Annotated in this window: 27 protein-coding genes; 2 read left to right on the plus strand and 25 right to left on the minus strand. The window is 63.2% G+C overall.

Translation table 11 applies throughout. The annotated features are described in order from the left end of the window. Positions 1-107 precede the first annotated feature (107 nt). The 4 genes from ACRWNM_RS16175 to ACRWNM_RS16190 form a co-directional block, all read right to left on the minus strand. On the minus strand, positions 108-407 hold the full coding sequence (locus ACRWNM_RS16175) for a hypothetical protein (protein ID WP_357411214.1): 300 nt from the start codon (positions 405-407) through the stop codon (positions 108-110). Then, on the minus strand, positions 408-617 hold the full coding sequence (locus tag ACRWNM_RS16180; RefSeq protein WP_431968228.1) for a hypothetical protein: 210 nt from the start codon (positions 615-617) through the stop codon (positions 408-410). Next, complete coding sequence (locus tag ACRWNM_RS16185; RefSeq protein ID WP_431968230.1) at positions 617-1,390, minus strand: N-acetylmuramoyl-L-alanine amidase; 774 nt, start codon at positions 1,388-1,390, stop codon at positions 617-619. Before ACRWNM_RS16185 ends, ACRWNM_RS16180 begins: the two co-directional genes overlap by 1 nt. Before the next feature lie 133 nt (positions 1,391-1,523). Next, a complete protein-coding gene (locus ACRWNM_RS16190; RefSeq protein ID WP_431968232.1) occupies positions 1,524-1,895 on the minus strand; it encodes a hypothetical protein in 372 nt (123 codons plus the stop codon). 120 nt (positions 1,896-2,015) lie between these two features. Between ACRWNM_RS16190 and ACRWNM_RS16195 the strand changes: the two genes are divergently transcribed. Further along, complete coding sequence (locus ACRWNM_RS16195) at positions 2,016-2,678, plus strand: hypothetical protein (RefSeq protein ID WP_431968234.1); 663 nt, start codon at positions 2,016-2,018, stop codon at positions 2,676-2,678. Positions 2,679-2,775: 97 nt separating this feature from the next. Here ACRWNM_RS16195 and ACRWNM_RS16200 read toward each other — a convergent pair whose 3' ends face one another. The 13 genes from ACRWNM_RS16200 to ACRWNM_RS16260 form a co-directional block, all read right to left on the minus strand. After that, positions 2,776-3,522, minus strand: coding sequence for a hypothetical protein (locus tag ACRWNM_RS16200; protein ID WP_431968236.1), 747 nt, complete (start codon positions 3,520-3,522; stop codon positions 2,776-2,778). After that, positions 3,422-3,886 (minus strand): DUF6630 family protein, encoded by a 465-nt coding sequence (locus ACRWNM_RS16205; RefSeq protein ID WP_431968238.1) that lies wholly within the window; start codon positions 3,884-3,886, stop codon positions 3,422-3,424. The genes ACRWNM_RS16200 and ACRWNM_RS16205 overlap by 101 nt, the downstream gene beginning before the upstream one ends. A 315-nt stretch (positions 3,887-4,201) precedes the next feature. Next, positions 4,202-4,948, minus strand: coding sequence for a hypothetical protein (locus tag ACRWNM_RS16210; RefSeq protein ID WP_431968240.1), 747 nt, complete (start codon positions 4,946-4,948; stop codon positions 4,202-4,204). Between the two features lie 182 nt (positions 4,949-5,130). Beyond that, positions 5,131-7,650 (minus strand): hypothetical protein, encoded by a 2,520-nt coding sequence (locus ACRWNM_RS16215; protein WP_431968242.1) that lies wholly within the window; start codon positions 7,648-7,650, stop codon positions 5,131-5,133. Between the two features lie 447 nt (positions 7,651-8,097). Further along, positions 8,098-9,174: a hypothetical protein gene (locus ACRWNM_RS16220; RefSeq protein ID WP_431968244.1), complete on the minus strand. Its 1,077-nt coding sequence runs from the start codon at positions 9,172-9,174 to the stop codon at positions 8,098-8,100. Between the two features lie 63 nt (positions 9,175-9,237). Further along, positions 9,238-9,738 carry a hypothetical protein gene (locus ACRWNM_RS16225; protein WP_431968246.1) on the minus strand — a complete coding sequence of 167 codons (501 nt, stop codon included), beginning with the start codon at positions 9,736-9,738 and terminating at the stop codon, positions 9,238-9,240. A gap of 22 nt (positions 9,739-9,760) precedes the next feature. After that, on the minus strand, positions 9,761-10,111 hold the full coding sequence (locus ACRWNM_RS16230) for a phage tail fiber protein (protein WP_431968248.1): 351 nt from the start codon (positions 10,109-10,111) through the stop codon (positions 9,761-9,763). 78 nt (positions 10,112-10,189) lie between these two features. Next, positions 10,190-10,525, minus strand: a complete 336-nt coding sequence (locus ACRWNM_RS16235) for a DUF7264 domain-containing protein (protein ID WP_431968250.1) — start codon at positions 10,523-10,525, stop codon at positions 10,190-10,192. 146 nt (positions 10,526-10,671) lie between these two features. Continuing rightward, on the minus strand, positions 10,672-12,057 hold the full coding sequence (locus ACRWNM_RS16240) for a hypothetical protein (RefSeq protein ID WP_431968252.1): 1,386 nt from the start codon (positions 12,055-12,057) through the stop codon (positions 10,672-10,674). Next, positions 12,054-12,491, minus strand: a complete 438-nt coding sequence (locus ACRWNM_RS16245; RefSeq protein ID WP_431968254.1) for a phage gene 29 protein family protein — start codon at positions 12,489-12,491, stop codon at positions 12,054-12,056. The genes ACRWNM_RS16240 and ACRWNM_RS16245 overlap by 4 nt, the downstream gene beginning before the upstream one ends. 86 nt (positions 12,492-12,577) lie before the next feature. Further along, entirely contained in the window at positions 12,578-14,257 is a 1,680-nt protein-coding gene (locus ACRWNM_RS16250; RefSeq protein ID WP_431968256.1) for a phage tail protein, read from the minus strand. Continuing rightward, entirely contained in the window at positions 14,254-15,120 is an 867-nt protein-coding gene (locus ACRWNM_RS16255; RefSeq protein WP_431968257.1) for a phage tail protein, read from the minus strand. Before ACRWNM_RS16255 ends, ACRWNM_RS16250 begins: the two co-directional genes overlap by 4 nt. Positions 15,121-15,216: 96 nt before the next feature. Next, positions 15,217-17,079: an amidase domain-containing protein gene (locus ACRWNM_RS16260; RefSeq protein WP_431968259.1), complete on the minus strand. Its 1,863-nt coding sequence runs from the start codon at positions 17,077-17,079 to the stop codon at positions 15,217-15,219. 84 nt (positions 17,080-17,163) lie between these two features. On the opposite strand from ACRWNM_RS16260, the gene ACRWNM_RS16265 reads away from it, so the two are divergent. After that, on the plus strand, positions 17,164-17,937 hold the full coding sequence (locus ACRWNM_RS16265) for a hypothetical protein (protein WP_431968261.1): 774 nt from the start codon (positions 17,164-17,166) through the stop codon (positions 17,935-17,937). Positions 17,938-18,005: 68 nt separating this feature from the next. Here ACRWNM_RS16265 and ACRWNM_RS16270 read toward each other — a convergent pair whose 3' ends face one another. The 8 genes from ACRWNM_RS16270 to ACRWNM_RS16305 form a co-directional block, all read right to left on the minus strand. After that, positions 18,006-18,395 (minus strand): hypothetical protein, encoded by a 390-nt coding sequence (locus ACRWNM_RS16270; RefSeq protein ID WP_431968263.1) that lies wholly within the window; start codon positions 18,393-18,395, stop codon positions 18,006-18,008. Further along, positions 18,395-18,832 (minus strand): hypothetical protein, encoded by a 438-nt coding sequence (locus ACRWNM_RS16275; protein WP_431968265.1) that lies wholly within the window; start codon positions 18,830-18,832, stop codon positions 18,395-18,397. The genes ACRWNM_RS16270 and ACRWNM_RS16275 overlap by 1 nt, the downstream gene beginning before the upstream one ends. 38 nt (positions 18,833-18,870) lie before the next feature. After that, positions 18,871-19,203, minus strand: a complete 333-nt coding sequence (locus tag ACRWNM_RS16280; protein ID WP_431968267.1) for a hypothetical protein — start codon at positions 19,201-19,203, stop codon at positions 18,871-18,873. Between the two features lie 25 nt (positions 19,204-19,228). After that, entirely contained in the window at positions 19,229-19,390 is a 162-nt protein-coding gene (locus ACRWNM_RS16285; protein ID WP_431968269.1) for a hypothetical protein, read from the minus strand. Positions 19,391-19,528: 138 nt separating this feature from the next. Beyond that, on the minus strand, positions 19,529-20,191 hold the full coding sequence (locus tag ACRWNM_RS16290; protein ID WP_431968271.1) for a hypothetical protein: 663 nt from the start codon (positions 20,189-20,191) through the stop codon (positions 19,529-19,531). A gap of 101 nt (positions 20,192-20,292) precedes the next feature. Beyond that, the gene (locus ACRWNM_RS16295) at positions 20,293-20,727 is read right to left on the minus strand and encodes a hypothetical protein (protein ID WP_431968273.1); all 435 of its coding nucleotides are present in this window, start codon (positions 20,725-20,727) and stop codon (positions 20,293-20,295) included. A gap of 14 nt (positions 20,728-20,741) precedes the next feature. After that, positions 20,742-20,966: a hypothetical protein gene (locus ACRWNM_RS16300; RefSeq protein WP_431968275.1), complete on the minus strand. Its 225-nt coding sequence runs from the start codon at positions 20,964-20,966 to the stop codon at positions 20,742-20,744. 292 nt (positions 20,967-21,258) lie between these two features. Then, a complete protein-coding gene (locus ACRWNM_RS16305; RefSeq protein ID WP_431968277.1) occupies positions 21,259-21,903 on the minus strand; it encodes a hypothetical protein in 645 nt (214 codons plus the stop codon). Positions 21,904-22,578: the final 675 nt, after the last annotated feature.

Here is a 22,578-nt window from a genome sequence, read left to right on the forward strand (position 1 = left end):
CCACCGCGAGGCGTGCGGGCGCGTTGCGAAGAGGTCGCCTGGAAACGACAAAACGCCCCGCCTCCACAGCGGGGAGACGGGGCAGTCCAGGTCAGGCGGGGAGGCGCTCAGAGTTCCTCTTGCAACGAGGGTGGGATCTCGTAGCGGGCCGCCGGAGGTTCCTGGCCGGGAACGTGCAGGCGCAGGAAGCCGCGCAGCTCGTCGATGTGCTGTTGGAGAGCGCGGATCAGGCGGATGGCGTCACGGAAGCGCTTCTTGTCATCGACCGCCTGGCTCTCCAGAGTCTCTATGCGAGCGCGCAGTTTCGCGACTTCACGCGCCTGCCAGGCGGTGACGGCGCCGATCACCGTGGCCGCGGCGGCGCCGAACGCCTGCACGAATTCCGGACTCAACCAGCTCTGCGCCATTCATCGTCCGCCGTCCTGCCGATCGACCGGCGTGACCGCAGGCCGAATGACTGCGCCCGCGATCACCGGAGTGAGCAGGCCGTAGATCGTCAGTACCGACTCGATCCACGAGACATCGATCCGATGGCCGACGACGAAGGCGATCACCCCGGTGATCGCGACGAGCACCGAGCGGATCAGCGCGGGCTCGGGAAGTTTGGTGAGGAACATCAGATCTTTCCTTCCATGGCGTCGAGCAGACGGTCGACCTTGAGTTCGAGCGCCTTCAGACGCTGCTCGTTGCGATAGTCGGCGGCGTCGGAATTGAGCACATAGCCGGCCACCGTGTCCCGGTACTCGGAATCGGCCACCCGAGACTGGAATCCGTAGGTCAGCTCGAAGTGCACCCGGCGCAGCTTGTCGAGCAGTTCGCGCTGTTCCAAGTCGGAAAGTGCCACCAGCACACCGCCTTTCAATCGTTCCGCGACATCGGCGCGGAATTGGTCCATATCCATACCGCCCGGATCCCACTTGCCTTGTTTGGATCCGGCCCATTCCTTGTGGCCGATCACCCGATCGGCCCCGTGGCCGAGCCTGCGCAGAATCGCCGCGCAGCAGCCCACATACGCGTCGTATTGCTCGCGCGACCAGCCCTCGGTGCCGTTGTTCACGGCTTCGATGCCGATGGTGTGGAAATTCGCGTCGTCCTCGGGCAGCCCCGGCCAGCGGCCTACCCCGGCGTGCCAGGCAACACCTGCGGCGACGACCGTGACGGTGCCATCCCGGTCGAGATGCAATTGCGACAACGGCCCCTCCAAATGCGCAAAGCCGTAAGCGATTTCGGATGTCGGCGTATTGGAGCCGCCGGTGTGATGGGCGATGACGCCCCAGATCTCACCGAAATCGCCGTGCCCGCGCTCGCGCCAGCCGGGGAATTCGACCACACCCAAACCCTCCTCACGGAGGACGTCCGCCAACCAGACGGGATCACCGGTCCAAGACATGGCTGTCCTGCCTTTCCAATAGTTCGATGGACGAATAAGTCGCCGCGGGCATCGAAATAGCTGTGCGGACGCGATATTCGCGTCGGCGAAGGCGCCGACGGCCCAGCACGCCGACGCCTTCGACTCGGGCTTGTTACTCGCCCGATCCCGCGTTCGGCGGGAAGGCGTCGTACATGCTCTTCTTCCACCACAGGAGGTAGTCGGTGTTCATGAACGGGATCGCGCCCTGAAGGCCGGATTCGACGTACTCGAACTCACTGGGTTCCTCCCCCGGCGACGTCGGATCAGTCCGGGAACCCTGGCGGATCAGACACCGCTCGATGCCGAACGTGAAGTCCTCGGTACGCCAGTAGGTGGCGATACCGCTGGGGACACCGCCGCCGGGGAAACCGCCGACAACTAGCCCGCCGCCCGGCTCGGCCCACACGAGCTGGCCACCCGCGGGCACCTCGATGCTGGTCCACTCCGTGCTCGGGACGATGGGGATGCGAACAATTCTTGTCATGGAACAACTCCCATGATCAGGGCAGGTGCGAAACGCTCCCTGCCGAACCCACCACCGCGCGGTCGCGCGTGGTGCTCCGTCGGTGCACCCGTTCCACCGCACATGGCGGTGCTTCGGGGCATGCCGTTGAAGTTCGTAGATGTGGTCCCGGGGATGCCCGATCGGGACTTTCGCAGAGTCGGCTCGGCCGAGGCCCCGCTGATCGCCGAGGCGATCCTGTCGAGCACTTCGACTAACTTCTCCCTTATGGGATCTATGCTCTCCTGGGTTGCTGTGCGAAGCGGGACACCGCAGGCCGTACTAGATCAACTGGGTCTTCACGACACCGGAATCCACCACACTCCCGGCACTTCACAGTTCGCAGGGGCGACTATGCGCAATGGGTGGTACGTGGTGATCGACTACGAAGTCGAACCGCCCGGCTACCTCGCCAAGATGCATGCACTCCAACAACTTTCGAGCGGGATAGCCGAGTCGGAGGTAATCGCCTGCTACGAATCGTCCTACGGATCCACCAGCGGTGTCGCGGCATGGACTGGCGGGCAGCGAATTTGGAGCGTGATCCACGATTCGGCACAGGCAGAGGGGCCGAATCACATTCTCGGGGAGGGCGAACCTCCAGTAGAGTTCGCCGCTCTCCTCGCAAAGGCGTGGGACGACAACAGTCGCAGCGACGGCATCGACTACGTGTTCGATGTCCCAATTACCTTCGCAGGCAATCTCACCGGGTTCTCTGAGAACCGCAAACTTCCCCGCGGTTCCAAGATCACCGTGCTCGCTTGACTCGCCCGTTCGTGACTTTTCCGGGACAGACGGATTCGAGAGCGAAGCCAACGTACGTAACCGCGCCGACGTCCCTGCCCGTCGCACTGCGAGACGGTTACGACAACTGTCGTCGAACCCAGTCCGGGATCGCACTGCCCGGACGGCTGAAGGCTGTGAACTCCGCACGCAAATCATCGACGGATGGCGAGGGCATCCACTCGGAAATCTCCGAGTTCGAAAACGCCGCCCGATAGCGGTCCGGATCAGCGATCGAAATCTGGCCGCTCAACCAAGTTCCGGTCTCCGCGTCATACGAAGCACGCTTGTGCTCGGTCAGCAACTGAAGCAGACCCTCGGACGGGCGCACGTTGTCCACCGTCCCGTCGACCCGCCGCACCTGCACGCCCGCTGCGCCCGAAGCACCAACCACCGTCACCCACAGGAGCGCGAAATCCCAGCCGTCGCCGATCATTTCGACGGCCTCGGTAACCAGGGCACGCTCGATGACATCGATACCGACCGCGTCGGGCGCCCAAGACTCCCACCGCGCGGCGATCCCTTCATCGGACAGTTCGCGATTCACCAGGCCGATTATCTGTTCCACTACCGCAGGTGGCTGCGTATCACAGAACAGGATGATATCCACCCCGGCGACCTCAGCCAGCCCACGCTCCCGGGCCAACTGTTCCGCATAACCCGACCGAACCGCGTGAACATAACTGTTCATCTTCCGACGAAAGTCCTCGCACAACACCGCGACATCACCATCGCGATACGACCGCTCCTCCACCATCACCAACGCCAACCGGCCATCCGGCCCAACTGAGACCTGGTCGATACGATCGTGCTCGTTCACCGTCATCGGTATACCTCCGCGTCCCGCCGACCGGCCAGGACGTCTTCGTTTCCATCCGCGCGAATACGGGGTGCGCAGAAGCTGGTTGTGATGTGGTTACGTCGAATCCGTCCGACTCATATGCTCCGTACCAACTCCACGAGAGGTTGTCAGGGTATGAAGGCAGCGCTTCCAGCAAGGATCGAATCTCACCCGGATCCTCTTCCCAATCGAACACAGCAGCGAGCCCTCGCGCCGAGAGCGCACGGATCAAGGCACTCCAGGGATCTCCATCCGTAGCAGCCCGAACTCCCCGCACCACATCCGGTTCGTCAGGTGCCAGCAGCTTCGCGATCGAGACCATGGACTCCTGCGCGTTCCCGGGACTCATATCGTCCTCCTCATCTCCAAATTGGCACTGCAGTTAGCAGCGGCCTCACAACCGCAATGTCGTCAGCAGCGCAAACTCCGCTACAGACTTACTACTTCACTCCGTGTCAACTTCTGAGGTCTGCATACCGGGGAAACTGCGTGTCACAGAAGAGGACGATATCCACCCCTGCGATCTCAGCCAGCCCATGCTTTCGGGCCAGCTGTTCCGCATTTGCCGGGATCGTCCGGTCGTAGGGCCCACACGCCACTCCGCAACCGCCTGCGCCACCTGGATCGCGCAGGCGATATCTACTCGCCTCAGCCGGTCTGGGCGCTAGTTGCTTCCCTTGGCGGCCGAGTAGTCAGGCAACAGGTTACCCAACTCTTGCTCGAAAAGCGTTGCACGATCTATTGAGTCCAGGCGCCCGACCTTCTCTCTATCGAGGTACCAGCCGAGCAATTCGACTGCTTGACGCGGGCGCCCGCTCAGCACCGCAAGGACCGCCACACCACGCAGCAGACGAGGGCTGGGATTGAATCTGTCCTGATGAGTTGGTTCTCGCGCGACAATAAGTAGCTGATCGACACTGATACGCTGATCGAACCAGTCGCGGACCTTACCCCGTACGTAGCGAACGAATTCGTCGACGCCGTCACCACCAACATCGAACATGTGAAATGTTCGATCGATCTTCCGTGGCGTATCGAGCGATCCGAAACCCACCATTTGGAGGTAATTGAAGTTCAAGTACTCCGCAGGCTTGTAGCTGCTGTCCAAAGCAGTGACGGGCAGCTGTTTCACAACCTCCGCAACGGCGTCCGACAGCAGATAGGCATACCCTGAAATTCTAACGCCTTCGCTGGAAGGATCGTCGACCACCAGCGCTTCGATAGCCCCCTTGGTCATGCCCGGAATACCGATTCCGTCATTGACGAACCAGACTTTATGCGCAGCCGGCGAACCGCGCTGACCGTCGCCGACTTCGAAGGTCGCGTATAAGACGTACCCCTCGACGGCTATCGCCTGCCGCAACTTATCGATAATCATCGCAGCAGTGTTCGGGCGTCCACGCTGGGCCATCTACCCCACCTTCCTATGGATCCAACTCCGACCGTTACGGATAGGACCAAGACAGTCATGGCATTTTGCTATCACCTTGTCGTGATAGCCCGATGTCGCCACCTGTCAAACCGGCAGAACCGAGCCTCTCAGGCCGATCTGGGGCCCAATCCTACAGCGCCACCCCATCGGCCTACGCACCATCAAGCCGCAGCATAGGTCAAGGAGTGGAGTTCCTCTGCCCGTACAGCATTACCCGGGCGGTCATTTCCGTCGTGGATATTTACCGTCAGAGACTGATTCGCCCACCGGCGGCGACCGGAGTAAGCGCCGCGAAACGGATCGACTGACCCCACAGGCGGAGACAGGGGAACGACTGTTGTGGCAGCGAGGCCGAGGTCGCTACGAGCAACAAATCCTCCATTCGCCAACGCGTCCGTAGCATCCGGAACAACCTGCCCCGTTGCGCGAAGTATGAAATCGGTGGCGGCCTGGCGGGCTCGAGTGATCATTGCCTGAACATGCCGCCCTTGAGCCGCATCTCGCAGAGCGAGTTCCTCGGCAAGAGCATTCCATGCAAGGAGCTTGGAATTCGTCAGCTCCAACTGTTTGGTTTTCTTGTTCTTACGAACAAAGGGACTGTAGTTTTCGCTGAACTCCTCTGCCGCCTTGGCCAGCACTGCGTCGCTGGGCCGGTATGCGACCTCACCTGGCCACTGCTTCCCAGTGCCGTTCCATCGAATCGTTTCGACCCTGTCGACTACGACATCGTCAGGATCGAAGCCCGCGTCCTCGAGCCTCTTTCTCAACTCCACATTCTTTGGTTCGAACTGGAGCCTCTGATCGCCGCTCTGATAGTGTGTATATCCGGGACGCTGGTTCGGCTGATAGTCGGCATTCCATCCCTTGGACTCCACAAATACGAGTTTGCCGTCCGGAGTTCTCGCGATGAAGTCCGGTTTGAATCCATCCTTACCGACACCGGGCGCGATGATGTTTACTTCGTTGCCTGTCGCAATGATTTCGTATCCATCGAGCTCGAGCTTTGCTCGAGTAAGCGCATCACCGACGAAGCCCTTGGCACCAGAAGATTCCCGGCCCGTTAGATTCGAGTCATCCCACCGGTTCGATCCGTCCGGCGAGATCGGCTCCATGCCAGAGTGCGAGGCCGGTGGCGTGGCCAGTTCCAGCCTACGATTCCACTCAGCTTTCGAAATCCCTGGTGGATGGATGTCGACCACCGAAACGGGCCAATGCCGCCCTGGCTCACCAGGCAGATCAGTGCCTGCACGGTCGTCCAAATGCGAGCCTTCACTCGCGTTCGGATCACCCTCGCGCCTGCCAGCACCGTCGAGGCCGCCGGTTCTCGGGGTTCGAGCATTGTCGATCGCCGCGAGGACTTCCTCAGCCGTCAGCCACTCGCCCTCGCCGCTCCTCCTGGGATTCAGCGTCTCTTGTAGCGCCCGTAATTCTCTGAGAGCGTCGATGATCTCGGCTTCGCTCTTGCCGGCCCCGACCATCTTGTTGATCAGTTGTTCTTCGCCGGCGCGCCCGCCGCGCTTGAACGCACCCAAACCTTTTGGGCCAGGGATGAGGAAAGTGGCGGCGGTCAGGACGCCTTTGGTTATCGATACTGTGCTGTCTTCGGCTAACTCATCGGTGTTCGTTCCCGCCACCATCGCCTGAAGTGCTTGCCAACGTTCATGGCCATCGCCCTTGAACAAGGGCTTCAACGATTCGACGGTCTCTCCGGCGATGTCGTCCGAGGTCACCAGAGGATCGCCAGGTAGTAGAACGTTGGCAGCGGCACCCAGGTCGGTCAACCCGAAGAATGCCCGACCCGCTCCGTAGACGACCTCGTAGGTTGTGTCGACAATCTTTTCGGTACGGGTCCGTTTGTCGGCCGGCTTCTGGCGGCTGAGGACGTTGCCGTCGATGTCATAGACCGTGACCCCGAGGTGGACATCAAGGCGGGAAATGGTGGTCTTGCCTTCGGCGTCGGTGGTGATTGTGTCGCGGTACCACTCACCAGGCTTGTTGCCACGGAATTCGTCGGTGAGCTTGCCGCTCTCATCCATGCGGAGTAGGTGCACACCCGTATCGGTCGGCTGGGTGCGCGTCAGGACCGGCTTGCCCTGGCTGTCCGGTGCGACTTCCCACCTATTGCCGTCTACTGTCCGCCAGCCATAACCGTCGCTGTCGATCTGACCAGTGAATGTGCTGACCAGCCCGCCATTTCCGTCTCGGGTGGTGGCCGAGAACGTCTTGTTGCCGTAGTTGTCGACGTGGACGTTGTCGTAGAGGCCGTTCTTGTTCGCGACACCTAGGTCGGTGCCGATCCTGTTGCCCTGCTGGTCGTAGGACGCGGTGGCCGTAGTCTTGTAGTCGGATGACATCCCGAATTCGTGACTCGGCCTGCCCGAGGTCGATGCTCCTGGATTGAAGTGCTGGCCGTAGACCTCGCTACCTTGCGTGTCTTTGCCTGCATATGAGGATGTGCCGGACGAGTCGTCGTTCCACCGTTGCCACCCTCCCAGTCCGTTGCCCGCGACCCGCGAGTTCGTAGTGCTGCCATCAGGATTGGTAATGACTTGGTCGACAGTCTGATTACCATTACCTGCAGGGATCGTGTTCACTACGGTTCGCCCGTCGGGCAACGTGGTGGTCCACGTATCGCCTTCCTTGCGGCCAGTGGTGTCGGGCAGGCCGTAGATATCTGTCACGGCTCATCGCCTCCTCAAAGGTTTCAGGCGCGCCGAATCCGACTCGAAATGCCGTAAGAGCCAGCCGATCTCAGATGGGCGGCCGCAGTGCGCAATTCGGCCTGACGATTACGACGGAAAGGACAATTGACCGGCCCTGTCACGAGCCGGAAAGTGGCGTGCTCGCGGCCGTTCGCCGACTTCGGGCGCACCCGGTTTCCAGCTGAGTGCGTCGAAGCTCGATACCCCGGGCGCAGAACGATGGCGGGGCAGCGAGCTCCGGTGTGTCCGATACCGACAGTTCGGCAGTATTTGGAAGCGGTCGTCGGACACGGCTCATCGCCTCCGATCAAGGGGCGTCGAATCCGCCGAGCAGACATCGGCCGCCGAAACCGTCGAGCAGCTGCGCAGTTGCGTCGTTCGGGAGAACGGCCGCACGCCTAGAGTGGGTGGGAGCGGCCAGGGTGATCAGGTGATCCGCAGATAGGTATTGGCCGCGTTGATCGTGGCCGTCGAGAATGAGGGCCACTGACTGGTATCGGTGACCTCGAGCGTGATCCGATCGCCCGCGGCTACCGCGACCGTGGCGCTCGCGGTGGCCGGATTGGCCGATGTGCCGGTGGCGATGACCGTGCCATTCTTCTTGAGGCGCACGGCAATCACGTTCGCAAACGTTCCGACCGTCCAGCCGACACTGCCGACGATCGTGGCCGAGGCGTGCGCGCCCTGGCTCACCAAAGCATTGGTATCCACGGTCGAGCCGGGATAGTTCGCGGTGTCCGCGGTCCAGTTGATCACCTGCACCCAGGCGTTCTGGGTGGCGGGCCCGGGCTGGGTCCCGCTCTTGTTCATTCCCGACGGCCGGAAACCGGGCACGGCGGTCGCCGTCAGGCTGCCGCCACCTGTCAATGGCGCGGAAACCGACACGGGCGGAAGGACGAGCACACCGATCATGGTGGCCGTGCCGTGGAACGCCGACACCGCACCGGAATGCGGTACGACGGTGGCCGACAACTCGCCCGCGCCACGCGCGATCGCGTTGATCGCCGCTGCGCGACCAGCACTACCGAATCCGGCGGTAACCAGCACCTTCGCCGAAAGCCCCGCCGCGACTCGCGCACGCGCCGAACCACCGCTCTCGAAGCCGACGGCACCGGACTGGCTCGGGGCGTACTGGGCCGCCAATTGCCCTGACGCACTGCTGATTCCCTGTGCCGTGACAGATGCCGTCGTCGGCGCGAGCAGCGTGCCGGCACCCGTCGTGTCCGCACGGATGAAGGGAACGACCACGGGAATGTACTTGCCCGCGATGAAAGCCACCGGCGCCGAGGGCAACGCCGAGCTGCTGGCGGGCGACGCGGGGATAGCTGGAGTAGCCGATGGCGACACAGGCAGTCTCGCCGATTTCAATGCAGGGTCCGCCACAGCGACCTCCTTCAAAACGATTGGTATCCAATAATTCGCGTCCCGAGTGCGGCGATCTCCGGGTATCGGCCGAGGCGCGGGACGATGACCTCGGAGAAGCAAAGTGCCGCGCTCGACCATCGATCGAGCGCGGCACAATGTCAGGCGGCAAGTGCCACCCCGATTCGCCTGGCGAGGGGCTGACTATCCGCTGGAGACAGCTGCCGTGGCGGTGCCCAGGGCAAAGAACGACGGCAACGCGTCGCAGTGCGTCGCAGTCACCGACGTGAGCTCACCGGTACCGGGGAAGGCGGCATCGGCTGCCACAGCACGGGTGTCGGCGTCGAACCACGCGTTCAGCACCACAGACGCACCGGAACCGACGACCACACGCGCCGTGGGAGACGCGGTGTCGCCGAAACCAGGGACGACCGATTGCGACGACCGCGTCACGGCCGTCAGCAGACCGGCTCCACTAGCGGCGGCCGCTGCTCTCGCGGACGGAGTGGACGGCGCGGCCGGACCGGCGACGCCCGCGAAAGTCGCGTACACGAAGGCGGGAACGACTGGGACCCGCGTCCCGTCGATGACGGTGACCGGTGTCTTCGGTAGCGCCCCCGCGCGGGCGGACGTCGCCGGAACGGTAAGGGCCACTGTCGGCGGAGCAGGCAGAGCCGCCGTGATCACCTGACCTGGTGGTGTCATCGAACTCTCCGATTCGCGGCGATCAGCTCATGGTGAAGGTCGGGGTGATGAGCAGTGTGCCCTGGGCGCCGAGGGTGGTGGAGGCGATGGCGACCTTGTCGATGAAGGTGCCGCCGTTGAGGGCGCTCCACAGACCCGCGTGGGTGTAGGTGCCCGCGGGCAGGTCGATGGTGACCTGGCTGCCGGTGATCTGGCCGTTGGCGGGGGCGGACCAGGTGGTGGCGACCCGCTTGTAGGCGGGCGAACCGCCGGACGCCTCGTTGGCGCCGTTGGTGCCCGGGTCCGCGGTGTGGACCGAGATGTAGACGGTGGTGGCGATGTTGGCGTAGGCGGTGCACAGCGCGTTCTTGGTCGAGGTGACGGCGATAGCCATGGTCGAGCTCCTTGTCGATGAAGGTGGAAACAGCGATTCGTCGAATCCCGCAGGCCGGGAATGACTTCGGATTCGGATCTAGATGCGGATGACGGTGCCCGCGTACCAGGCGTACGTAGTCGCAGGCGAGGTCGGGTAGGTGACCAGCATCGTGTAACGCGAGTTGGTCGGGATCTGGTCGCAGGTCGCGGCGGGCACGGTCCACGTCGCGGTGGTCGAGCCGACGACCGCCGACCATGCGCCGAGCGACGCGCCTCCCGGCGCGGTCAGCACGATGGAAATCATTGTGCCCGTGGGAAATACGGCTCCATCGGAGGGCTGAATGGTCTGCACGAAGCTGGCGCCCGTGGTCAGTTTCAGCGGTTGGAGGGTGGGCTGATAGCCCAGGTATCCGGGATCGTTCGGTGTGCTCATAGAGTTCCTCTGTTTTGTTCGACCTCGTCCACGAGTTCGCTGGACAGGTTCGGTCAGGGATTCGGCCAAGCTGCGGCCGATTCGATGCGGATCGCACACGGCGGCGCGCCGCAGTCGGGCAGGCGCTTCGCGCAGACGGACCGGACTCAGGAGAAGGAGCTGAGCGCCCCGTCGAAATAGGTGTGGGTACCAGACGGATCGCCGTACATTTGATTTGCGCCGGCAATGTAATACCCCGGCGCCCAGACACTCCCCGCGCCCGCGAAGACAACGAATGTTCCCGAAACGCGATAGACCGCAGATCCTGCGGTCTCACCGCTGTTGCGAACGACCTTCCACTGCCCCTCGGGACTCGGCGCGGACCACAACGAGACGTTGTAGTTGTATCCCTCTCCGCACGCTTGCGCCCATTGCGCGCCAACGCTCATCACGTACCAGCCGGGTTTGGTGATCTGGATCTGGCCCGAAGAAAGGTTGAGCACGTTGACCTTGTTCGCCTGCCGCACCGTGTCGAAAATGGTTCCGTAACGTGCATTTCCCGCGCTTTGCGCGACTGTCGTCGCGCTCTGGCGATACAGCGACCAGCCGGTACCGACAACAGGCGGCGACGAGGTGTCGGCCGCAGCGAAAGATTCGATGTCGAAACCGAAGTACTGGGTGGTGCCGGACCAGTCGGAATCCACGTGGCACGCGCTGTAGAACCCGACCCACCGGTTGCCTGCGCCGACCGGGGACGAGACAGCAGTGTCTTGATAGCCGAGTCTGCTGACGCCGTTGACGAGGACCTCGTAGGACGAGCCGGTCGCACCGACGGTGACCGTATCACCGGTATTAAGTGACAGATTCGTTCTTTCGGCCCAGATCGTGACAGTCATCTGACCGTTGATCAACGTTGCCCGCTGGAGTGAGATCTTGGAGGTCCCGAGCTGTACCAGAACGAAAGTCGACAGGTCCACAGCCGCACGGATGAGAACACCGCTGCCGGTGAAATAGCCCGCCTGATTGGCGCGACCCAACACCAACGACACCGACTGGGAGTCGGTCATGAGCGGTGTCTTGTACAGTGCGAAATCGCCACCCGTGCCGGTGTTTCCGCTCTTCGCGATACCGGCTTGGTTAGTGACGACGACCATGTCGGGTACGGTGTGACTGCCGTCGACCCACTTGAGGACCGACCACTTCGTGGTGTTCCAGGACTCGAAGCTGTCGGTGACCGCCGCTCCGCCGACCTCGTTCTGCGTCCTGTCGGTTTGCAGATTGGCGATGGCCGCCGCGTTGGACGCCGACGTGCTCTGAGCCGCATTCGCTGTCACCTGCGCGTCGGAAGCATCGGTCTGTGCCGAACTCGCCGCGTTGAGCGCACGGTTGGTAGCCGAGTTCAGGTTCGCGCCGATCGCATCCACGCCGGCGAAGGACTGCATGACATTGGACATGATCGAGGCCTGCGCCGACGCCCAGGTGACCTTCTGCAGGTTGCGGATCGAGCTTCCGGTGTAGGCGCCGGGAGGAATCTTCTTCTCGGGATTCGTCATCGGTCACCACCGGACGCGATGCTCTCGGCATCGCCGACCTGCGCGTGGTTGAGGTTCAGCTCGCGCGGATCGACCAGATGCTTGAGCTCACCCGACTCGCGCAGCTGCTCCACCAGGTTCGCTCGTTCGTCCGGGGTCAGCTGGGCCACGTCGGGCGCCGATGTTTCCGGCGGCCGCGCTGCGCCCTTCTCGGCCCACTGGCCTGCACCGTTGAGCCAATGGGTGACGCCACGAGCGGGCGGGATGTATTCCTTGGTCTGCTCGTCGGCGTAGTGTCGAAAACCGAGATCCCAGAGGTGTTTCGACCACTGCCGCAGCACGTCCGGGTGCACCAGCAAGGGCGAGTTGCGCGGGCCGGGCAAGCCGACGAGGGCCCACACGAACGCGTCGTACGGATCGTTGGGATCGCAGTCCTCGTGCGAGGGAATAGGCATAGTTCTCTCCGGCAATAGAAATGAGATTTGGCGAAACCGCCCTGTTCGACCTTTCCGAGCCCGCGGTGCGGCGAGCTCGGTCGGGATCACATCTGGACGGCGAGAGCGTGAATGTCGTCGACGATGTCGGCGACCACCCGCATGGACTTGGCGAACGGCATGTCGTGATCGCGGTCCGAACCGATGGTGACCTGCCAGGCGGGGCTGGCCGTGCGCGACCATGCGAGCTCGAGCTCGGTGACCTGGTCGACGTAGATCGAACCCTCGGGCATGCCCTTGACGGTGGAACCGACGCGGTCGCCGAGGAAGAAGTGCCCCTGGCCCTGATCGCCGATCAGGTACGGTTCGCCGTTCGCGACGGTGAACTTGTGGGTGAAGTGGCGTCGCGTCTTCCACAGACCCTCACCGAGGGTGAGCAGCGAGCCGAGTGTGTACGCGCGATCGGCGCTGTTCTCGAAATGCTCGTAGTAATGCGACCAGCCCGAATTATTCTCCCGCTGCGGCGATTTGAACTCCATCCAGGCCAACAGCGTGTCGGAGAGCAGCGCCATCGCGATGGTGTCCACCACTGCGGTCGTACCGTTGGCGACACCCGCCAGGATGGGACCGACGAACGGCACCTCGCCGAGCGCACCGGCGGTGACCATGCCGACGAACTGGATCGCCGAGGAGATCGCCTCGTTCACGCCGGGCATCGAGTGACCGCCGGTGAGGATCTGCACCGCCGACGACGGATTGACCACGAACTGCGAAGTCTGGATACCGGTGTGCTCGTTCTGCCGATACACCACCCAGGGATTCGACGGCAGCGTGCCCATCCATCCCGGATTCTTGTACAGCTCAGGTGCATTCAGGTCAGGCAGCACATCGGGGCTGTAGTCGAGCAGGGTGTTGTCGAGCACCTGCATGGTGTGCTGCAGGCCGTCCCACATGTTTCCGCCGGTGCTGGTGCCGGTCCAGAATCCGGACTTGTCGACGATGTCGACCACCAGGCAGCCGTGCCGCAGGTTCGCACCCGGCCACGGCGCCGGGTCGCCGCGGAGCCAACGCCGGGTCACGACGGCCAGCTGCGCGGTCTCCAAGGTGCCTGCCGCGGCCTCGTGAAAGTTCCGGAACCGGGAGCCGAAGATCGTCCACACCGACGTATCGGAGACGAAGTCGCCGGGCTTCACGACCACGGCCCAGTTCGATTGGTCGAGGTTCCCCCAGCTGCTGACGTCCATGGGATCGTCGGGCAGTGTCCACCCCGCGGTTTCCAATCGCAGCAGGTTCAGGTGCAGTGCCGTCTTGAGCACCCACACACCGGGCCCGGCCAGCAGGAACTCGCGCGGGAACTGCACCGCCGCAGGCAGAAACGGATTCGACCAGCAATAGATGTGCTTGAGTTCCTGATAGGAGTGCATGAACAGCAGCTCCACCGTCGTGACGCCGTGGTCGTCGGTCTTGATGACCGCCTTCTCCAACCGGCCGTCCCAGCGCGCACCGTCCTTGTCGACGGTGATGTGCACGTTCTGCTTCGTGCGGCCGTTGATGTCCACGGCCCACTTGGCCAGGTAGTAGTCGTAAGGCAGCACCAGCAAGCCGGTGCCGGACTGGTTGAGCACCCACCGGAAGTCGGCGCTGATCTCCGCGCCGCAGACGCCGCGCAGATTCCAGTCACCGTCCCACAGCCGCACCAGCGGTCGCGCGTAACGCTGCTGCTTGCGAGTCGATTTGGCCAGCTGCGCGTCCGCGTAGAGTACGGGCAGATCGAGCGCGGTGGTCACTGCAACCCCCACGGACGCGACCAGTTCCGCGGCTGCACGACCATCACCGAAGCGCCGGTCGGCGCGCCGGACACTTTCACCGGAATATCCGTGGCGGGGGTGTACGAGGGCACCGGGTAGAGGAAGCTGACACCGTTCATCAACGCCCAGATCTGCGAACTGTTCGCCGCGACGATCATCTCCTCCATCGGATCGGTGTCGACCGTCAAGTCTTGCCCGGCGCTGGTCATCGGCAGCGTGATGACGCGCGCCTCGTCACGATCGACCGCGCCCCACGAGAAGTCGGGCAGCGTCCATTTGCCCGGCGCCGAGCACACCCATTTCAGCCACATCGGCTGATCGGTCGGGTTGGCGATGCTGACCGTGCCTTGCTGGCTCACGTTCGCGCCCGTGGTGTTCATGGTCGACGTCCACCCGCTCGTCACATCGGACTCCACCCACCAGGGATTGCCCGCGACACAGGTCATCACAACCTTGCCCTGGCTCCTCAGGTGCGGGTCCTTGTCCGGCTTGAAGTCCGGCTGCTCGGACATCCGCAACTTCAGCGACCGGGTTCCGAAGTCGGTCGTGATCGTCAGCGTCGAATCCCGGTCGTAGGCCCATGCTTTGCGCCATGCGGAGTCCACTCCCTCCCACGACCGCCCTGCGGCTTCGAAGACATTGACCGCGAATACGACATCGCGCTTGTTGGTCCGGTAACCACCGAACGACGAGCCGATCTGGAAGGCCGACTGGTTCCAGATCGTCGTCACCGGAGCGTCGTACAGCCCGCTCGGCGACGTAGCCAAATCCACACCCTCACGACCACTGCCCTGGCCGGCGATCGTCCATACCGATCCGTCGACTCCGGTCACCGTGATCATCGCGGCATTCGACGCCACAACCTCACCTCAATTCTCTTGAAAATCTGTAATAGACTCGCCAACAGGCGATCTCGAACCAGGCGGCGTCGATACCGCCTACCGGGAATTCATCAGCTCCCATTGCGTCGACAGCACTTTCAACCGCGCCACAATGTCCTCGGAACTCGACATGGAGATGTTCACGGTCGCGGGCCCACCGCCGGCCGCCGGCGCGTACCCGCCCGCATTCGCATCGGCTCTCGCCGCCGCAGCAGCATCCCGCTGCTCGAGCATCTTCTGCAGGAAGAACGGGTCAGCGTTGAGTGCCTGCAGGAATGGACGGTTCACCGATGTCGAGCGTGCGTTCATGACGAACTCGCCGTCGGACAGCCACGCCGGAATCTTGTCGCCGATGGACGAACCGGGACCTCTGATGTCGCCGCCCGCCGCTCGCTGGACGGGATATTGCGCGTCGCCAGGGTAGTTCATGCGCACGGGGTAGTAAGTGACGGTCCGGTCCGAAACGACCTTCTCCGTGTCCTCATCGACCTTGGGGATGGCCCAGAACCCGTGGTAGACATTGCTGCTGTGGTAGTCGACGAAATCGGCGTCCTCGAAGTACTGGTACCTCGGATTGCCGTTTTCATCCTCACCGATACGCTGCCGCGCATTGCCATGGCCGGCGTAGACCATGGTGTGGCTGAGGATCGGGGACCCGTCCTCGTTCTTCTCGCCGAAACTGACGAATACCAGGTCGCCGGGACGCAGTCCGGCATTGGTCAACGCGTTGGGATCGGGATTCCCGGTGATCGGGTTGACGCTGATCGGCGCCAGCCGCGTTCCCGTCGGCCCACCCTTCGCATTCCCGTTTCCGTTGGCGATGTAGCTGTACAACGCTTGAACATTCAGCCAGGGACGCGGCGCCGAATCACCTGCTTCATGCGGCGCCTCATTGCCGATGTGGTTGTATTTCCGGTTGTAGGGATGCCAGCGGTCGGTCACCGCGAAACTGTCGTCGGCCCGCGAGGGATCGAATTGAAAACCTCCGGCGTGCAAAACCTGTGACGCGAAGCTCGTGCAGTCGCCGCCGCTCGCATCGTAGTTCGGATACTCCCAGTTGCTCATGATCGCCCAGTCATCGGCGTATTTCACCGCCGTCTGACGATTCGGGTTCGGGTCCATGCCACCAGCAATCGGCACGGCGCCCTGCGCGGGGCGCAGAATCGAATCGAGGATCGAAGAACCGGCATTCAGCCACGAGTTCAGCAGCGCGGCAGGTTGATCCGGCGAATCCAGCGTTGCGCTGATCGGCCGGATGCCAGAGTGGTCCTTCCAAGTCCACATCGTCGATAGCAAGGACTCGGCACGCTGCCACTGCTTGTCCTTGACGCGATCTCGATAGCCCTTCGACTCCTTTTCCCCGAGTTTCTTGTCCTTGATCCACACCAACACATTGTTATCGCCATCGGCATCGAACTCCGCATTGTACGCCGAGGCCAAGAATTGATTCAGGGTATACTTCTGCTTGATTTCGTCCGGCATCGCGCCGGCATACGTTTCCTGCAAGTACTTGAGATAGTAGGCGGTAGTACGAACAGCCAGAGCGTCGTCGTTCGCGAGGTCGGACCATTTGTGATCATGAAATACGCTGGGATATTTCTCTTTGACTTTTTCGAAGGTGCGCTCTTTGACGTTGGTAATGCCCAGAGAATAGCCGGCCGGGTTATTCATCCTGCCGATCCACGGGATCCGGCCCCTCTGCCACTGATCCAAATCGTGCAGCGCTCCATCGTCATCGTGCTGGTCTGCTGCTTCCTCCAGCGCAATAGCCAGCACCAAGCGCGGATCGACCCCAGCCATCGAACCGCTGATCACCGAATCCCAGACCAGCGTGCGCTGCCCCGGCCGGAGCCTGTCCACCTTGCTCTGGTCCGGCTTCCTGTCGAAACTCGGCGGCGGCGTGTCCCACGTACTACTCATAGCTTTCCTCCTCACGGAATCCACCGCGCAACAACGAGATCAGTCAGATGGGCGGTCGAATGCGGCTGCGGCTATGCTGGCCGCGTGGAACGACTGGTCTTTGTCATTCCGTTGGTGTGCTGGCTGCTGGCGGCGCGGTCGCCGCGGTATCGCCTAGGGGTGGGTGTCGCACTAGCGGCGATCGCGGCGACACAGCTGGTGGTGTCATTCCTCGCTTGGACGCTGCGCGAGGTGCAGTACAGCGTCGAGGTGTTGCTGACCTTGGCTAGCGTGGGCATCCTGGTGGTGGGTTTGATCACCGACCGGGCAGCGGGTGGTATGGCTTCACTTCGGACCGCGCTCGGTGGCGTTCTCGTCGTTCTCTACTGTGTGGCAAGCCCACTCGGTGTTTTGCTCATGCTGTCGTTCTGGTCGGACTACTTTCCGTCCTATGGCGGGAAGCCGGTTCCGGTGCCAGCCGCCGATCAGGTGCTGCCACTACCCGATGGCCTTGTGGTGCTCGCGGATTCGTCCTGGTGCTCGGAATCGCGACGAGGCCCGTGGTGCCACCGTGTGCTGTCCATCGGCAGTACCGACGGCACGCCCGATAGCGGGGTCGCCGACCGCCTGCTGCAGCATCTGCGCGACTCCCGCGGTTTGCCACTCGAGTTGTATTCCAGCGGTAGCGACGGCCGCGAATGGGACATGTGCAGGAACACGGGATGGTGGCTCGACCGTGCAGTCGAAACCATTGATCTCACAACGAGAACGCCCGGTCCGCAGCACGGGGATTTAGGCATCGGCTGGCCCGAGGGCGCACCGGAAGGCTCGGTCACCGTGGTGACAATCGGTATGACCCATCTGCGATGCGAAGCATGATGCCCCCTCATCGCGACGCTGGCGCGGCATGGTAATCGGACCAGTCCTCGGCGTTTCCAATCCTCTGTTCAGCTGATGAATACGTAGACGGTCAGTCCGGTTCCGACTGCATGGCCGGCCCCGTTCTGGCGCATCCGCACGTCGATCACGTCACCCATCAGCAGGACCGGCTGCGCCGTGATCGGGATGGAGATCGGAGATTCGGGGACCAGGTTGGTGCCCTCTGTTGTGGTAACGGCAGCGAAAGTCTGCAGGACCGTGCCATTGCGAATGTGGCGAACCGAGACGGTCACATTGTTGGTTGCCACGCCGGTGATGGCCGAATAGCCCGGTGGGGCAACGAGTTCGACATCCGTGATGGTGTCGCCACTGTAAAAGCCGGGGGAATAGACGCCGGCCAGGACCGTGGCGTCCGCGGCACCGGCCGCCTGAGCAGGCAAAATTGCCGAGAAGATCATCAGTCCTCCCAGGTGTATGCGGTGAATTGGTCAATGAGGTTTTGCATAGAGCGATCGCGATGTTCGTCGCGTACCTGATCCGCCGCGGTGACGGGGCGGGGCATGGGGCGGATGGCCGGCGGGTCGCCGCCTGCAGCTGCGATGATCGCGGCTTGCACGCCTTGCAGGGCGTCGATGATCGACAGCAGCAGGTAGGTATCGATCGTGTAGCCCTCGGGCGTAGGTCCAGCAGGCCTCGCCGATTCGTCCTCGTAGAGGTTGGCCGCTTCTTCGGCGGTGACCATCCGTTCGGCAAGTTCGCGGTCCATCGACAGCGCCGAACGATACTGTGAACCGTGCGGGAGCCGGTCTTTGAACGCCCAGATGGTGCGCCAGTCGCGCGTGCGAATCGTATCGGGCCCGAAGCAGTCCCGGACGTCGATGCCGCGCTCGAGCAAGTCGTAGTCGAGCGCGGCACCGAAACGTTCCCAGAACTCTACGAGCCCGACGATCCCCCCGGCAGCTCCGCGGCGCCCTGGCCGAAAAGGTGGGCGTAGAGATCGCGTTGGAAGGCCAACCACTCATCCAGCGGCCGCTCGGCGAAGAGCGCTTCGACGGTTTCGTACTGGTCGCCCAGCACGATGGCCATCTGCTCGTCGTCGTTGTCGGTCCGGCGCAGGGCCAGCAGCTGGCCCCGGGTTACGGGCGGGATAGCGATGTCGTCGGTCAGGCGGTAGGGCGCGCGTCTGCGCGGGGCGAGTTCCTGCTGGAGCTCGTAGAATCGTCCGCCGACCTCGGCCTTGTCGGCCGCTTCGTGAGTGGTGGTCATGTCAGATCTCCGGGAATGTGTTGTGTTACTTGGACTTCGAATTGCTACGACGCGAAGCGGCCTCTTCGACCTTGACCGCGTGGCCAAGCTTGTAGACGGCGTTGACGTACTCGGTGGCGCTGGAGACGACGTAGTCGTTCTCGCCGTCGGTCATCGTGACGGGGAATTCGGTGGGGATGGCGGACACTGGTGGACCCGCTTTCTTCTCCGGAAATATGGACAGGAAATGGTGTGGGGCGTGCCATGACCGGAGACACATGACACGCCCCACGCCCAGGCCGGAACCTGGGTGATCAGGGGAGAATTCGCGCTGCGACGAGCGGCGTCACGCCGCGGGGGCGATGCCGGTCTGGGCGACGATCTTCTTCCAGCCGAGGCCGCCGAAGCCGTGCGCGACGGCGTAGCCGGCGGTGTCGTCCTTGAACGCGACCATGGTCAGCTTCTGCGCCAGCACCTCGGTGGGGGTCCACTGCTCGCCGCCGAACTTGCTGACGGCGACCTTCGGCAGCACCTTGAACACGTAGATCGGGTCGGCGTCATTGCCGTCCTTGCCGATGATGATCGCCGAGTAGTAGGTGATCTGCTCCGAGGCGGGCTGCGGGAAGAACACCTCACCGGAGGCGGCGTTCGACTTGACCTGGGCCAGGTTCGCGCTGGTGGTCAGCTCGAGGGTCAGCGCGGTGGTCTGCTGCGGCTGGAACTCGATGGTGGTGATGTCGCTGGTGATGTCGTTGCGCACCGGCTGCAGTTCACCGTAGGCCTCGATCGGCGCGGCGGTGATACCGCGGGCGAAGGCCACACCGGTCTTCTTGTCGATCAGGCCGACCGGCTTGAAAGCCGCGGGTAGCGTCTGCAGCGCGCCGCTGGCGTCGGTGAACGCCGTCGGCGCGGCGGTGTACCAGGGCGCGAGGAACACCGCGGCGTCGAGCGGCTTGAGCAGCAGCGAACGCTGAGCGTTCTTGAGGGCCGTGAGGTTGGTGGCAGGCATGTGTCTCCATTCGAACGCCCGCGAATGCGGGCAGGGATTGACGGAAACGGCACCGCGTGGTGCCGGTGAAAAGCCCTATCCGCGACAGGGTTTCGGTCCGCCTATTGGCGGCGGGCTTCGATCGAGAAGGCGATCTCGACCATCTGATTGAGCGGATCGAGGTCGGGGACCTCGGTCAGACCGCGGCTGCGCCGCAGGATCGGCGGATGGAACTTCTGCTCCTCGGCCGCGATTTCCTCGACGTAGTCGACGAGGACACCGTTGACACGGCTGGCGGGCGCACTCAGGATCGCTTCACGGATTTGCACCGACAGTTGCTGTGCTGCGACGCGGCTGGTGCCGAACGCGACGGCACTCACCTTCGCCTTGTAGGTGACCGCATTGATATCGAGGGTTCCGCCGGTTGTGCGCACCCAGATCAGCGGCAGCGACGACTGCAGCGCGGCCGAGGTCGCCGGCAGGGTGGTCACGGTGGTGGCGATCGGGGTGAACAGATCGACCATGAACTGCTCGAAATCGGGGAACTCCCCCGGCACGGGATAGGTTGCCATCACGCCGCTTCCGAAGGCGCACCGACGGACACTACCGCTTCGAGCGTGCCGGAGGTGTCCGGCGCCGAGGCCGGAACGGCCGCATCGACAGTCATCGACACGCCCTGGGCGAGATTGAGCAGCACCTCGATATCCGCCCGCAGGGTGACCAACCGGGAAACCACGGCGTGTATATCGGTCGTGATGCGTTCGGCGAGGCCGAGGGATTCATCGGGAGTAGGCATGATCTTCTCCATCATCAGGTTCACGGGTAATCCGTGGAAACGAATACGTACAGATAGGAGCCAGGCACCGCCTGACACTCGGCGGCATGACCGCCCGGATTTCCGGGACACGCGGCACCCGGCTTGCCCGCCCCGCGAATCCTGCTCTGGCACTACGGTTACAGTCCGAACAGCGGCAGCAGCAGCGGAACGAGATCGCTGATCAATTCGAGGACATCTTGGATGACAACGAGCATTCCCATCACCCCCTCTCGAGTTCTCGGCAGAGCAACGGGATGAAACCCACAGCGCGTCAGCGCAAATGGGACAGATATGTTGCCGAACGGTCGATCAGTGGATCCCTCACCTTTACGGCGTTCTCCGCGGACTTGATCACGTTGATCGTCGTGGTGCGGTCGATACTCGGACCGAACGACCGGCGATCGAGCACGTCGTTGTTCAACGGGAGGACCTGCGGCAACGGAGTCGCTCTCGGCAACGCGGCGCCCGGCTGTGTCTGCGACGGTGCGGTGAACTGCTGCAGCACATTCTGCACCGAAGAGGTCAACGTACTCACCGCCGCAGTGGCCGCGGCACCGGCAGGACCGGCGACCGCACCGGCCAGTGCGGAGATTCCTGCCTGCGTGACCTGGTCGCGGGTGCTCTTGAAGATGTTGTACCAACTCGGCCACTGCAGGAATCCGAATATCCGACCCGGTCGCGTCGTCGAGAGGAAACCATCGTCGTAATCCGGCCGCCGCCCTTCGGGCTCACCGCCTTCGGCGAGCCCGGCCGCGCCGACGAACGACTTACCGATAGCACTCCCTAAACCGCTTGCGACAGTGGGCCATTGCAGAAATGATCCGATGGTTCCCACGGGAGTAGTGGACAGCAGGCCGTCACCCGAATTCGGGCGACTTTCCTCCTCGGAGTTGATGCGCATTCCTTCATAGAACATAACGACCACCCATTAGCTGTGAATTATTGAAGTGCACGTCATCGTGTGCGTTGACGACCTCGGCCAACCGGTCGCTTGTTCGTCGGTGGCCCGAGTGGCTCGCCGGTGCCGCGGCACGTCAGAACGGCGATCACGAGATTGTGCCTTCCTGGATGAGGAGACGGTGCCGGTGAGAACGGGCAACGTATGGCTGGGGAGGCGACCCCACCCGCGTCCGCATGGCGGTACGGGTGGGGCCGCGTGCGTCCCGGCGTTCGGCCGGCCTGCAACCGTACGGACCAATCGACGGGAGTGCTGGCGGGCGGGGCGAGCTCGGTAGGGCAGAGGGCTTCGGGCGGGTGCATGACGAGTTCGGCGGGCACCCGCCCGGGGCTGTTCACTTGTGCGCGCGGCGAATTGGTGACCCGGCGCAGCACCGGGAGCCGTTTGGACGTCGTTCCGCCCCCGTCCGGGGGAGCGACCAGGACCGAACGATTCGCCCGCACCGCAGTTGCACAGCACGTCCATGGTGATGTGGACGAACGGGACACGGCTGGGCTGTCTGTGCGGTGGTCCCACTCCGGGATTCGAGGGGTCGACCGGAGTGGGGCCACCGCGCCCCTACGCTGCGACAACGTCTGCGATCGCGAACCACCCGCGGGAGACGGGAGCGATAGGGGCGTGCATGCGGCGTGC

Origin of the sequence: Nocardia sp. bgisy134 (assembly GCF_965341865.1) — a bacterium.
Lineage (GTDB): Bacteria > Actinomycetota > Actinomycetes > Mycobacteriales > Mycobacteriaceae > Nocardia.